This is a genomic window from Pseudoduganella sp. GW821-FHT12E03 (assembly GCF_058807115.1).
On sequence record NZ_JBXAQJ010000002.1, the window covers coordinates 589951 to 603816 of the forward strand.

Here is a 13866-nt window from a genome sequence, read left to right on the forward strand (position 1 = left end):
CGGGCGGTTAGTTCAGCTGGTTAGAATACCTGGTCGACATCCAGGGGGTCGCAGATTCGAATTCTGCACCGCCCACCAGTTTTTGTAGTCATGTTGTTGCGGTAAAGTTGCAGTAAAAATACGGGCGGTTAGTTCAGCTGGTTAGAATACTTGGTCGACATCCAAGGGGTCGGGGATTCGAATTCCTCACCGCCCACCAGAACATGTAGTAAGATAGTTTGAGCAGTATCAAGGCAGTACCAAGGGCGGTTAGTTCAGCTGGTTAGAATACCTGGTCGACATCCAGGGGGTCGCAGATTCGAATTCTGCACCGCCCACCACCAACACCATTGTTGTATAAGAGCGAGAAAGGCAATCCGGTTATGACACCGCGAACTACTACCAAGGTTAGTACGTAACGCTAGTCGATCGGCTTTCTTCGTCTCATCACATTGAAAGAAAACGCGGCTGGCCCGCGTTTTTTTTCGCCTGCAGTATCCTCATTTATTTGGTTTGACCCTTAACTTCCGGCCCAGGCCGATTGGAGAGCATTATGGTTGCAGTCCGTCTTCCCGATGGTTCCGTTCGTCAATTTGACGCCCCTGTCACGGTGGCCCAGGTGGCCTCCAGTATCAGCACCAGCCTGGGCAAGGCTGCCCTGGCCGGCAAGGTCGATGGCAAAGTCGTTGATACCTCGTTCCTGATCGAGCAGGATGTGGATCTGGCGATCGTGACCGACAAGGATCCGGAAGGTCTGGACGTGATCCGCCACTCGACCGCCCACTTGCTGGCCTATGCCGTCAAGGAATTGTTCCCGGACGCGCAAGTGACGATCGGCCCGGTGATTGAAAACGGCTTCTATTACGACTTCTCGTACAAGCGCCCGTTCACCCCGGACGACCTGGTGGCCATTGAAAAGAAAATGGCTGAACTGGCGAAGAAGGATGAAAAGGTCGAGCGCAAGGTATTGCCGCGCGATGAGGCGGTGGCGTACTTCAAGTCCATCAACGAACACTACAAGGCGGAAATCATTGCATCGATTCCGGCTGATCAGGACGTCTCGCTGTACTCGGAAGGCGGCTTCACCGACCTGTGCCGTGGCCCGCACGTGCCGTCGACCGGCAAGCTGAAAGTGTTCAAGCTGATGAAGCTGGCCGGCGCTTACTGGCGCGGCGATTCGAAAAATGAAATGCTGCAGCGCGTGTATGGCACCGCATGGGCGAAAAAGGAAGACCAGGAGCAATACCTGTTCATGCTGGAAGAGGCGGAAAAGCGCGATCACCGCAAACTGGGCAAACAGCTGGACTTCTTCCACTTCCAGGATGAGGCCCCTGGTTTGGTGTTCTGGCATCCGAAAGGCTGGACCATCTGGCAGCAAGTCGAGCAATACATGCGCAAGAAATACCAGGACAACGGCTACCAGGAAGTCAAGGCGCCGCAAATCCTCGATGCGTCGCTGTGGGGCAAGACCGGCCACTGGGAAAACTACCGCGAAAACATGTTCGTGACGGAATCGGAAAACCGTTCGTACGCGCTGAAGCCGATGAACTGCCCGGGTCACGTGCAGATTTTCAACAGCGACCTGCGTTCGTACCGCGATCTGCCGCTGCGCTACGGTGAATTCGGCCAGTGCCACCGCAACGAGCCGTCCGGCGCGCTGCACGGCATCATGCGCGTGCGTGGCTTCACCCAGGACGATGGCCACATCTTCTGCACCCATGAGCAGATCGAGCCGGAAGTGGTGGCCTTCCACCAGCAGGCGATGGATGTCTACAAGGACTTCCACTTCGAGAACATCGACGTCAAGCTGGCGCTGCGCCCCGATAACCGCATTGGCGACGATGCCGTGTGGGATGAGGCGGAAGAGGCGCTGCGCGCCGGCCTGCGCGCGTGCGGCGTGACCTGGACGGAATTGCCGGGCGAGGGCGCGTTCTACGGTCCGAAGATTGAATACCATTTAAAGGATTCGCTGGGCCGTCCATGGCAGGTCGGCACCATGCAGGTCGACTTCTTCATGCCGGGCCGCCTGGGCGCCGAGTACGTGGCGATGGATAACAGCCGCAAGACCCCGGTCATGCTGCACCGTGCGATCGTCGGTTCGCTGGAGCGCTTCATCGGCATCCTGATCGAGAACTATGCCGGTGCGTTGCCAATGTGGCTGGCGCCGGTGCAGGTCTCGATCCTGAACATCTCCGATGCGCAGGCCGATTACGTCCAGGATGTCGCGGCAAAGCTGCGTAAACAGGGCTTCCGCGTCCAAACCGATTTGCGGAACGAAAAAATTACGTATAAAATACGCGAACATTCCGTCCAAAAAATGCCTTACATTCTGGTTGTGGGCGACAAAGAGCGGGATGCCAATACTGTGGCCGTGCGGGCGCGTGGCAATGTCGATCTGGGCGTAATGTCCATCGACGCCCTGGTTGAACGTCTTCTGCAAGACGTCGCAACCAAAGCCTGATCCCGAGGAAACTCGCATACCGGCCTTTTATCATTTGTGAAGGAAAAGACAATAGCTACTGACAAGCAGCATCGCATCAATGGCGAAATCACGTACCCCGAAATGCGTCTGTCGGGCGTGGAAAACGAACCGCTCGGTATCGTGAGCCTGACCGAAGCCTTCCGCCTGGCGGAAGAAGCGAACGTCGACCTGGTGGAAATCGCGCCAAACGCGGTCCCACCGGTCTGCCGCCTGATGGATTACGGCAAGTTCAAATATTCGGAGCAGAAGAAAGCTCACGAAGCAAAACTGAAGCAGAAAGTCATTACCGTGAAGGAAGTCAAATTCCGTCCCGGTACCGATGATGGCGATTACAATATCAAGCTGCGCAACCTCGTGAAGTTCCTCGAGGAAGGTGACAAAACCAAGATCACGCTGCGTTTCCGTGGCCGTGAGATGGCGCACCAGGATATTGGCTTCCGTATGCTGGAACGTCTGAAGGCTGACCTGGAGCCGCATGGCCAGGTCGAGCAATTCCCGAAGATGGAAGGCCGCCAGATGATCATGATTCTGGCCCCGAAGAAGAAAAAATAAGATACAATCGCGGATTCCGGTTGCGCAGGACCACTCAATGGTCTTGTGTACGCCGGGATTTGCCTTGAATTTGCGCACTTCACCGTGCGCGAAGTGTAGTAGCCGGCAAGGCTGCTGCATCAACAAGTGAAAGCAGGCACACAAGCGCGACATAGTTGTTGCCACCTGCAATCCTGTTACTTTGGAGCTGTCCGAAAGGACAGATGTGTTATGCCAAAAATGAAGACCAAAAGCTCCGCGAAAAAACGTTTTCGCGTGCGTCCAGGTGGTACTGTGAAATCGGGTATGGCTTTCAAACGCCACATCCTGACCAAGAAAACCACCAAAAACAAGCGTCAGCTGCGTGGTACCCGTAATGTCAACGCGTCGGATGTAACGTCCGTACTGCGTATGATGCCATCCGCTTAATCTCACACTCATCTAAGGAGCTACTATGCCTCGAGTAAAACGTGGGGTTACTGCGCGTGCCCGTCATAAAAAAGTACTGAACCTCGCCAAGGGTTACCGCGGCCGTCGCAGCAAGGTATACCGTATTGCCAAGCAAGCAGTGATGCGCGCTGGCCAGTACGCCTACCGCGACCGTCGTAACAAGAAACGCGTATTCCGTCGTCTGTGGATCGCCCGTATCAACGCCGCTTCCCGTGAGCATGGCGTGACGTACAGCGTGTTCATGAACGGCCTGAAAAAGGCAAACATCGAACTGGACCGTAAGGTTCTGGCCGATATGGCCGTGTTTGACAAGCCAGCTTTCGCTGCGATCGTCAACACCGTCAAAGCCAGCGTTGCTGCTTAACTGAAGCAACCAGGCATTGCGCCGCTGCGAAGCGGCGCTTGAGAGCGGGGCAAGGTGTGAACCTGTGCCCCGTTTTTGGTTTCTAAGACAGGAATTTTGCTGATGAACACCCTGGAAGAACTCGTCGTCTCGGCCCGTGCTGACTTTATCGCCGCCGCAGACGCCGCCGCACTGGAAAATGCGAAAGCCAAATACCTGGGCAAGACCGGCCAGATCACGGAAATGATGAAAGGCCTGGGCAAGCTGGACCCCGATGCGAAAAAAGCGCAGGGCGCCCTGATCAATGCCGCCAAAGTGCAGATCGAAGCCGCGCTGACCGCGCGCCGTGACGCCATGGCCGAAGCCCAGTTGCAGGCCCGCCTGAATGCCGAGGAAATCGATGTCACCCTGCCAGGCCGCGGCCGCGCCAAAGGCGGCATCCACCCGGTGATGCGCACCTGGGAGCGGGTGGAACAAATCTTCCGTTCGATCGGCTTCGACGTGGCCGGCGGCCCGGAAATCGAAACCGACTGGACCAATTTCACCGCACTGAACAGCCCGGAAAACCATCCGGCCCGTTCGATGCAAGACACCTTCTATATCGACGGCAACGACAGCACCGGCAAACCGCTGCTGCTGCGTACCCACACCTCGCCGATGCAGGTGCGCTATGCCCGCAACAGCAAGCCGCCCATCAAGGTCATCGCGCCCGGCCGCACCTACCGTGTGGATAGCGACGCGACGCACTCGCCGATGTTCCACCAGGTCGAAGGCCTGTGGATTGCCGAAGACATTTCGTTTGCGGATTTGAAGGGCGTATACCTGAATTTCGTGAAAGCGTTCTTTGAAACGGACGACTTGCAAGTACGCTTCCGTCCATCGTATTTCCCGTTTACGGAACCGTCGGCCGAGATCGACATTGCCTTCGGCTCCGGTCCGTTGAAAGGCCGCTGGCTGGAAGTGTCGGGCTCGGGCCAGGTACACCCGACCGTGGTGCGCAACTTCGGCCTGGATCCCGAAAAATACATCGGCTTCGCGTTCGGCTCCGGCCTCGAGCGCCTGACGATGCTGCGTTATGGCATCAACGACCTGCGCCTGTTCTATGAAGGCGATTTGCGGTTCCTGAAGCAATTCAATTAACCGCCCTACGTGAGACCAAATAATTATGCAATTCTCAGAAAATTGGCTGCGGACTTTAGTTGATCCGAAAATGACGTCGGATGAACTGGCACACCTGTTGACCATGTCCGGCCTGGAAGTGGAAGAAGTCGAAGCCGTTGCGCCACCGTTCAACAACGTGGTGGTGGGCCACGTGCGTGAAATGGCCAAGCACCCGAACGCCGACCGCCTCAATGTCTGCCAGGTGGACGTCGGCACCGGTACCTTGCTCAACATCGTCTGCGGCGCGCCGAATGTGCGCCCGGGCCTGAAAGTCGTGTGCGCGATGGCCGGCGCCGTGCTGCCGCCGGGCGCCGATGGCAAGCCGTTTGAAATCAAGGTGGGCCAGCTGCGCGGCGTGGAGTCGCAAGGCATGCTGTGCTCGGCAAAAGAATTGAAACTGTCGGAAGAAGGTTCCGGCTTGCTGGAGTTGCCGGACGATGCACCGACCGGCCAGAACTTCCGCGATTACTTCGCCTTGAACGACTTGAAGTTCACGATCAAGCTGACCCCGAACAAGGCGGATTGCCTGTCGGTGCTGGGCGTGGCGCGGGAAGTGGCGGCCCTGACGGGTGCGCCATTGACGATGCCGACCTTCCGCACCGTGCCGGTCACCCTGGATGAAACGTTGCCCGTCAAAGTGTCGGCGCCGGACCTGTGCGGCCGTTTTGCCGGCCGTGTGATCCGTGGCCTGAACGCGAAAGCCGCCACGCCGGAATGGATGAAGCAGCGCATCGAGCGCAGCGGCATGCGTTCGCTGTCGGCGCTGGTGGACATTTCCAACTATGTGATGCTGGAACTGGGCCGTCCGTCGCACGTGTTCGACATGGACAAGATCCACGGCAGCCTGGATGTGCGCTGGGGCAAGGCGGGCGAAACCCTGAAGCTGTTGAACGGCAACACCATTGCCGTCGACGACTGGGTGGGCGTGATTGCCGACGACAAGGAACTCGAATCGCTGGCCGGTATCATGGGCGGCGACGCCACGGCCGTCAGCCTGGACACCACGGCGATTTACCTGGAAGCCGCGTTCTGGTGGCCGCAAGCCATCCAGGGCCGCGCCCGCAAATACAACTTCTCGACCGACGCGGCGCACCGTTTTGAACGCGGCGTCGATTACGCAACCATCCCGGAACACCTGGAGCGCCTGACGTCGCTGATCGTGGAAATCTGCGGCACGCCGGAAACCAGGGTCGGCGCCGTCGATGACCAGGTCGTGAACCTGCCGCAAGTCAAGGCCGTGACCATGCGCACCGCGCGCGCGCAAAAAGTAATCGGCGTGCCGTTGACCGATGCCGTGATTGCCGACATCTTCACCCGCCTGGCGCTGCCGTTCACTCTGGAAAATGGCGTGTTTTCCGTGACGGCGCCGTCGTACCGTTTCGACATCGAGATCGAGGAAGACTTGATCGAAGAAGTGGCGCGCGTGTATGGCTTCGAGAATATCCCGGCCGTCGCGCCGGTGGCGCCCAACACGATGAAACTGGAGCTGGAGAACACCCGCTCCATCTTCGCCGTGCGCCACCAACTGGCCGACCTGGGTTACCAGGAAGTGGTCAACATGAGCTTCGTGGAAGCGCAGTGGGAACTGGACTTCGCCGCGAACGACAACCCGATCAAGCTGCAAAACCCGATCGCCAGCCAGATGAGCGTGATGCGCTCGACCCTGATCGGCGGCCTGGTCGCCAATGTGCGCTACAACCTGAACCGCAAGGCCAACCGCGTGCGCGTGTTCGAGGTGGGCGCGCTGTTCAAGCGCGACGCATCGGTCCAGGATGGTCCGCTGACGGTCGCCGGCTACGACCAGCCGCAACGCGTCGCCGCGCTGGCCTATGGTCCGCTGGCCGATGAGCAGTGGGCGATGGATACCCGCAACGTGGACTTCTTCGACGTCAAGGCCGACCTGGAACACTTGTTCGCGCCTAAACAGCTGCGTTTCACCAAAGCCACGCACCCGGCGCTGCACCCGGGCCGTTCGGCCAACGTGGAACTCGATGGCAAGGAAATCGGTTTTATCGGTGAATTGCACCCGCGCTGGCTGCAAAAGTATGACTTGCCGAACGCCCCGGTGCTGTTCGAAGTCGATGCTATTGCCTTGCAGCAACGCGATGTGCCAAAATACAGCGAGATTTCCAAGTTCCCGGGCGCCACGCGCGACCTGGCGCTGGTGGTCAAACATGACGTGCCGGGCCAGGGTCTGCTCGATGCATTCGATTCTGCACTGCAAGTAAGTCCGCACGGCAAGCTCGTGCAAGCCATTGTTTTGTTTGATGAATATCGCGGCAAGGGACTGGAAGCGGATGAAAAATCGCTTGCTTTCCGCTTTAGCTTGCAAGATACTCAAAACACCCTGCAAGACGATGTGGTGGACGCTGTGATGGCGGCTGTAACGGCGGCGGCCGTTGAAAAACACGCCGCAAAACCACGCGCTTGAATTGCGTAGGGCGGCTTTTACAAGCCGCCATTGCGCCGCCGGGCTGCATGCAGGCGGCTTTGTAAAAGCCGCCCCACGGAGCATGCCGCCTGTTGTGAAATCTACGTAAATTTAGAGGCAGCAAAATTAACAACAACGACGTCGATAACAACGTACTCCAGTCCGCCCTGGATGCGGAGCTGCACAGCGCCATGCTGGTGGCCAAGGTGCGCCAGGCTGCTGAAAAGGATATGCCAACCTTGACCAAGGCTGAGCTGGCGGAACTGCTGTTTGAGCAGGTCGGCCTGAACAAGCGCGAAGCCAAGGACATGGTGGAAACCTTCTTTGACGAAATCCGCAACGCGCTGGAGCGCGGCGAAGCCGTCAAATTGTCCGGATTTGGCAATTTCCAGCTGCGCGATAAGCCGCAGCGTCCGGGCCGCAATCCGAAAACCGGCGAAGAAATTCCGATTACCGCACGCCGTGTGGTGACTTTCCACGCCAGCCAAAAGCTCAAGGGCATGGTCGAAGAAAGCAATACACTGGCGCGTGCCGCTTAAGTGAGTGGCGCCCATGAACGATCGTCTCGGCAAGTCTGATCCGGCGGTATTGCCGCCCATCCCGGCCAAGCGGTATTTCACGATCGGCGAGGTGAGCGAGCTGTGCGGCGTGAAGCCGCATGTGCTGCGCTACTGGGAACAGGAATTCACGCAGCTGAAACCGGTCAAGCGGCGCGGCAACCGGCGCTATTACCAGCACCATGAAGTGTTGCTGATACGGCGTATACGGGAATTGTTATATGAGCAGGGGTTCACCATCAGTGGCGCCCGTAATAAACTCGATAGCCGTGGCGCGGCTGCCGTGCATGCGGAGTATGATGAAGAAGTGGGGCGCGAGGCGCAGCCTGTGCAACCGCCGCCGCTGGACCGGGGCATGGTGCGCACGGAATTGCTGGCCATCCTGGACTTGCTGAAAGCGGTGGAATAAGAGGCGCTTGTGCGTCTTTTTTTTCGCGCCGGTCCGTCCCGCCCCGCAAGTGAAAATCCGTAGCACGGCAGAGAAGTGTAGAATGGCGGTGCTACAATATTAATGTTACTATTTTGATAGTAAATGATGATAGTAAATGAGTCGTCGGCGGTGTGGGTTTTCTCCCATGCGAGGAAGACACGAGGGAATCAATGATACGCGTTGCCATTTGTGACGATCATCAGATAGTAAGGGCCGGCTTCAAGCAGATTTTTTCATCTTCGGATGAATTTTCCGTCGTTGCCGAGGGCAGCACCGGCCGCGAAGCACTGGATATTGCACGCCGCGAAATTTGCGATGTGCTGTTGCTCGACATCGCCATGCCGGACCAGTCCGGCGTGGACACCTTGCGCACGATCCGCCAGGGTCAGCCGGATTTGCCGGTCTTGATCCTGTCCGGCTATCCGGCCCAGCAATATGCCCTGAACCTGTTCAAAATGGGCGCCAATGGCTATCTGAACAAGGAATGTGAAGCGGAAGAATTGATGTCGGCTGTGCGCACCGTCCATCAGGGCCGCCGCTATGTCAGTTCGCAAGTGGGGGAATTGCTGGCACAAAGTTTCGACCGCGATCCGAACACCGCCCCCCATACGGAATTGTCGGACCGCGAATTCCAGGTGTTTTTGCGCCTGGCGCGTGGCGCCACCGTGTCCGATATCGGTGTCGCGCTGTCGCTCAGCATTAAGACCGTCAGTACCTACCGCACCCGCATCATGGAAAAGATGGGGCTGCAATCGAACAGCGACCTGACGTATTACGCAATGAAGAACAATTTGCTGGAATGACGCACGCCGGGTGGGTGGCGCCATGCCGCCCAGTTTGACCCGGGAATTCCACTGCAACTCCTGCAACCCCGCCGAACTTTCTTCATTTTTCCTGTCTGCAAAACCTGCGCACTGTAGAAACTTGTGCGCTGCGGCAAATTTCCGCACGGTCTATAATTGGCCCAGCTTTGCGATAGATCACCAGCGAAGGAAGTAAATGTATTTCACAGTCGACAGAGCGCCGCAACAGAAGCTGCCCATTTACAAGACGGTTCTGTGCATCACCTGTGCACTGATCCTGATTGCCAATGGCTTCAGCCTGTACCTGAACCTGCAGTCGCTGCGGGGCGCCAATACTCAGCTGGCGCAAACTTCGCGCGTGGCGGAGCGGCTGCAATACCTGAATGTGCTGGTGCTCGATGCGGAAAGCAGCATGCGCGGCTATTTCACGTCCGCCAAGGAATCTTACCTTGGGCCGACCCGCACCGTGGCCGCCGAGACCGAAGCCGAATTCACGGAGCTGGAAAAACTGCTGGCGGAAAATCCGGCCCAGCTGAAAAACCTGACGCAATTGCGCAGCCTGGTGCGGCGCAAGCTGGCGCTGATGACGCAAGCCATCGAGGTCTACCGCCATGGCGGACTGGATGAAATCGTCAACATCGCCAAAGTCAGCGACGAGCGTTCCGCCATGGATGAAATTCGCCTGCAAGTGGTGATCATGGTGCAGGAACAAAACGAAATGCTGAAGAAACGCAGCGAAGGCTTTTATGATGAATACCATAAGGCCATCTGGCTCGGGATGGGCATCAATGCCGTCGCCATCATCGTCCTGATCGCGTTTTACCAGCAAGTGCGGCGCAGTTTCATGAACCGTGCGGCGGCCGAGCAGGCGCTGCAATCGGCCAACGAAAACCTGGAATCCACGGTCGAGCAGCGTACCGAACAATTGTCGGTCTTGTCGCGCCACCTGATCAGCATCAGCGAAGAAGAAAAAGTCCGCCTGTCGCGCGAACTGCACGATGAAATGGGCGCCAACCTGACCTCGATTTCCATGGATATCGCGGCGGTCATGCAGCAACTGCAAAAGACCCATCCGGAACTGGCGCTGCAATTGAAGCGCGCCCGCGCCACTCTGGTCGATACCGTGGAGATGAAGCGCCGCATTATTGAAAACCTGCGTCCCAGCCTGCTGGATAATCTCGGCCTGTGCGCGGCGATCGAAAGCTATTGCCAGGAATTTACGCGCCTGTCGAATGTCCCGTGCGACACCGATGTGGCGAGCCACATCGACAGCATCGCCAAGTCACGCGACAGCAGCCTGGCCATTGCGTTGTTCCGCATCGTGCAGGAATCGCTGACCAATATCCGCAAATATGCCAAAGCCAGCCACGTCACGGTGACCCTGCAATGCGCGGAAGAGATTTTGACGTTGCGGGTGATTGACGATGGCATCGGGATTGCATCGAACACCATTGTGAAACCCATGTCGCACGGCCTGCTGGGGATGCGCGAACGGGCCTTGCTGCTGGGCGGCACCCTGACCATCCGCCGTGGCCGCAACGAGCAGGGTACCTGTATCGAAGTGCATATCCCGCTGCGCCATACGCCGGCCAAAGTGCCTGGCCGGCCGGATTTCAGCAGCCTGCCACGTCCACCAGCAGACGGTCATATTCCGTCTTTGCCACCTTATAGCATTCCCCCGCGTAGCGCTCCAAGCCTGCACGATCAAGCACAGTGATGTTGCCGCGGCGGTAGGTGATCATGCCGTCTTCCTGCAATTTGCCGGCGGCGGCCGTGATGCTTTCGCGGCGCACGCCCAGCATGATGGAAATCATTTCCTGCGTGACTTTCAACTCGTTGGAAGCGGAGCGGTCGAGCCGGTCCAGCAGCCAGCGGCACAGCTTTTGTTCGATCGAGCTGTGACGGCCGCCCACCGCGTTTTGCGCCATTTGCGCGAATAGCGCGTGGTTGTAGCGCATCAGTAATTGCGGTAGGGCGCCGCCCTGGTTGAAGCAATCGCGCAGCGCCTGCGCTTTCAGGCGGTAGCCGTAACCGGCGCTTTGCACCACGGCGCTGCACATGGCGCGCTCGCCGGGGAACATCGACACGCCGACCACGCCTTCATGGCCGACCACCGCGATTTCCGTGGTGGCGCCATCTTCCATGACATACAGCAGCGACACGATTGAAGTGGTGGGAAAATACACGTTTTCCAGTTTGCTGCCATACTCAAACAACTCTTTCCCGAAGGGCAGCGCGACCAGTTCCAGGTGTTCAAACAGGGATTCCAGGACATCACGGGGCAGGGCCGCCAGCAGTTCGTTTTGCTGGGCGCCGCTGTAGCTGACCACGGGCCGGGACGCAACTTTGAATTCCGGCGAGTCCGGGTCCATCCGTGCGACGGATGGGTGGCCGCCGGCGTGACCGAAGTCGCTGTCAAGTTGGGTGCTGTTCATTTTTTCCTCACAAGCTTAAGTACATGATTGCAATGCGACGCCAATGATGAACATCGGGTGGGACTTCTGTTCTCGTCCCACTTTATCGATTGCGTTGTTAGTACTTTAAGTTCTTGTGTAGCTTACGAACATAAGACGGTTCTCCGCCCCCGTGTAGGCAGGGAGCATGGCGCTTTGTAAGTCTATTCCTACGGAAACTTTGTTCAGCTGCATCAGCCGACAGGCCGGTCAGCCTATCAGCCGCTTGCGCGACACCAGGCTGGGCTTGTTGGCGCTCCATTCGAGGGGCAAGGCCACGGTGGGCAAATGGCCGTCGTGCCCCGGTTCCTGGTCGAGGCGGAAGCGGCTGACCGCCGCGCCCAGGTGCACGGCTTCCTCGTGCAGGCTGTCCGCGCCGGCCGACGCTTGCAGGACCAGCGCGCCATTCTGGCGGGTCATGTCATCGATGCGGGCCAGCGCGCGGTCCACCTGTTCGATCTGTTCCCGTTGGGCGGCTTCCGCTTCACTGATCTGCGCAATAATCGATGCTGTTTGTTGCACCGAATGCACCACCTGGTCCATCGTGGCGCCCGCCGCGCCGGCCTGCGCATGGCCGGCTTCCACCCGCGAGACCGAATCTTCGATCAGCAACTTGATTTCCCTGGCGGCGGAGGCGGAGCGCTGCGCCAGCGACCGCACTTCGCTGGCCACCACGGCAAAGCCCCGGCCCGCTTCGCCGGCGCGCGCCGCTTCCACCGCCGCGTTCAGCGCGAGGATATTGGTCTGGAACGCGATGCCATCGATCACGCCGGTGATATCGCGGATCTTGTCGGAACTGGCGCGGATGGCGGCCATGGTATCGACCACGGCGGCAACCTTTTGGCCGCCGTGGCGGGCGATATCGGAGGCCGACTGCACCAACTGGCGGCCGCTGGCCGCGTGCGCCGCGTTGCGCTGCACGGTGGCGGTCAACTGGCGCATCGAGGCGGCGGTTTCCGACAAATCTTCCGCCTGCGACACGGTATGGCCGGACAATTCGGTATTGCCGCCGGCCAGTTCGTCGGCACCGCTGGCAATCCTGCCGGCGCCGCTGCGGATGTCGCCGACCAGGGTCGCCAGCGATGCCGTCATGCCGCCAAAGGCATTGACCAGGCTGCCGATTTCATCGCGTGCCGGCGAGGCGATCGCCAGGGTCAGGTCGCCCGCCGCCGCGGCGCGCACGGCCTGGTTCAGGCTGCCGACATCGCGCGAGAACGACAAATAAAAGCCGGCGAACAGGAAAGCCGCCACGCCGATCGCCGCCAGCACCCCGGCCAGCATCAAGTTGCGGCGCCACTGGTCGTCCGCCATGCGCTCGGCCAGCAACTGGTCCAGCGCCTTGGCGCAGGCGCCGCCGAAGCCATACAGGCCATCGATGGCGGCATTCGCCGCGCCGGTAAATTCCTTGCCGGAAGTCTGGTTATAGGAATTGGTGACTTCATTTTTGGTGCGTTCCAGGAAGGCCAGCGCATTGCCTGTCGCCGCCTGGTGCGATTGCAGCGCGGCGCCCAGCGTCGGATTATGCTGCAGCATGGCCGCCACCTGGCCCGGCACGCGGTCGAGGTTGTGGCGCGCGATCATGGCCGTGGCGTTGACCATCTGGTCTTCATTTGCTTCAAACAAGCCGCTGTCGATGTAGGCGCCGCCGTGGGCGCCGATCACCGATAAATCTTCCGCGATATCCGGCAGCGAGCGGGTAAAGGCGGCAATCAGGTAATAGGTTTGCACTTGCGGATCGAGGCTCAGGCTGGAGCGGTCGGCCACGGCGGTGGCCAGCTTGCCCAGCTGGGCAAGCAGCGCGCCGTGCAGTTTGGCGCTGTCCTTGGCGTCCGACTCCCCCTTGGCCTGGCGTTCCGCCAGGGTGGTCCACGCCCGGCGCGCCGCCGCCCATTCCGGCAGCGCCGCCAGGTCCGCCGTGGTGGCTTGCCAGGCGTCGAGCCGCAGGATGCGCTGTTCGACCCCGGCGCGCAAAGGCGCGCCATCGGCCGGCTGGTGCGCGGCCAGGCGCAGGCGCTCGAGCGCGCGGTGCTGCTGCACCATGCGGGTCAGGTCTTGCACTTGCTGCAGGTAGGCCACGCCGCGCTGTTCGCGGCCGGTAACGTCGATGGATTTGTTCAGCTCGAGCATCAGCAGGGACGTCACCATCAGCAAGGGCAACAGGAACACCAGGGTAACAAGCATAAACTTGGGGAACAGGCGCAAGCGCTGCATCAGGGCGATGGCTGGTGTCAGGAAGGTTTTCATCG

Annotated in this window: 12 protein-coding genes and 3 tRNA genes; 13 read left to right on the forward strand and 2 right to left on the reverse strand. The window is 59.3% G+C overall.

All coding sequences use genetic code 11. The features are described from left to right. Window position 1: 1 nt before the first annotated feature. The 13 genes from AC1RRC_RS06360 to AC1RRC_RS06420 all read left to right on the forward strand — a co-directional run bounded on the left by AC1RRC_RS06360 (window position 2) and on the right by AC1RRC_RS06420 (window position 10884). Window positions 2–78: transfer RNA gene (locus AC1RRC_RS06360), tRNA-Val, on the forward strand. A gap of 44 nt (window positions 79–122) precedes the next feature. Further along, window positions 123–199 (forward strand) — tRNA-Val (locus AC1RRC_RS06365). A 44-nt stretch (window positions 200–243) separates the two neighbouring features. Further along, window positions 244–320 (forward strand) — tRNA-Val (locus AC1RRC_RS06370). Window positions 321–532: 212 nt separating this feature from the next. Beyond that, window positions 533–2440 (forward strand): threonine--tRNA ligase, encoded by a 1908-nt coding sequence (gene thrS / locus AC1RRC_RS06375; RefSeq protein WP_493054417.1) that lies wholly within the window; start codon window positions 533–535, stop codon window positions 2438–2440. A 36-nt stretch (window positions 2441–2476) separates the two neighbouring features. Then, window positions 2477–3013, forward strand: a complete 537-nt coding sequence (gene infC / locus AC1RRC_RS06380; RefSeq protein ID WP_493054418.1) for a translation initiation factor IF-3 — start codon at window positions 2477–2479, stop codon at window positions 3011–3013. Between the two features lie 210 nt (window positions 3014–3223). Then, a complete protein-coding gene (gene rpmI, locus AC1RRC_RS06385) occupies window positions 3224–3421 on the forward strand; it encodes a 50S ribosomal protein L35 (RefSeq protein ID WP_493054419.1) in 198 nt (65 codons plus the stop codon). A 25-nt stretch (window positions 3422–3446) separates the two neighbouring features. Then, the gene (rplT, locus tag AC1RRC_RS06390) at window positions 3447–3806 is read left to right on the forward strand and encodes a 50S ribosomal protein L20 (protein WP_493054420.1); all 360 of its coding nucleotides are present in this window, start codon (window positions 3447–3449) and stop codon (window positions 3804–3806) included. A gap of 102 nt (window positions 3807–3908) precedes the next feature. Continuing rightward, complete coding sequence (gene pheS, locus AC1RRC_RS06395; protein ID WP_493054421.1) at window positions 3909–4925, forward strand: phenylalanine--tRNA ligase subunit alpha; 1017 nt, start codon at window positions 3909–3911, stop codon at window positions 4923–4925. 25 nt (window positions 4926–4950) lie between these two features. Then, on the forward strand, window positions 4951–7377 hold the full coding sequence (gene pheT, locus AC1RRC_RS06400; RefSeq protein WP_493054422.1) for a phenylalanine--tRNA ligase subunit beta: 2427 nt from the start codon (window positions 4951–4953) through the stop codon (window positions 7375–7377). A 191-nt stretch (window positions 7378–7568) separates the two neighbouring features. Then, a complete protein-coding gene (locus AC1RRC_RS06405; RefSeq protein WP_493054423.1) occupies window positions 7569–7916 on the forward strand; it encodes an integration host factor subunit alpha in 348 nt (115 codons plus the stop codon). 13 nt (window positions 7917–7929) lie between these two features. After that, window positions 7930–8343, forward strand: a complete 414-nt coding sequence (locus tag AC1RRC_RS06410) for a MerR family transcriptional regulator (protein ID WP_493054424.1) — start codon at window positions 7930–7932, stop codon at window positions 8341–8343. A 191-nt stretch (window positions 8344–8534) separates the two neighbouring features. Further along, window positions 8535–9167, forward strand: a complete 633-nt coding sequence (locus tag AC1RRC_RS06415) for a response regulator (protein ID WP_493054425.1) — start codon at window positions 8535–8537, stop codon at window positions 9165–9167. A 196-nt stretch (window positions 9168–9363) separates the two neighbouring features. Beyond that, entirely contained in the window at window positions 9364–10884 is a 1521-nt protein-coding gene (locus AC1RRC_RS06420) for a CHASE3 domain-containing protein (protein ID WP_493054426.1), read from the forward strand. Here AC1RRC_RS06420 and AC1RRC_RS06425 read toward each other — a convergent pair. Next, window positions 10781–11602 (reverse strand): Crp/Fnr family transcriptional regulator, encoded by an 822-nt coding sequence (locus AC1RRC_RS06425; RefSeq protein ID WP_493054427.1) that lies wholly within the window; start codon window positions 11600–11602, stop codon window positions 10781–10783. The two genes, AC1RRC_RS06420 and AC1RRC_RS06425, sit on opposite strands and share 104 nt — an antisense overlap. 228 nt (window positions 11603–11830) lie before the next feature. Further along, window positions 11831–13864, reverse strand: a complete 2034-nt coding sequence (locus AC1RRC_RS06430) for a methyl-accepting chemotaxis protein (RefSeq protein WP_493054428.1) — start codon at window positions 13862–13864, stop codon at window positions 11831–11833. Window positions 13865–13866: the final 2 nt, after the last annotated feature.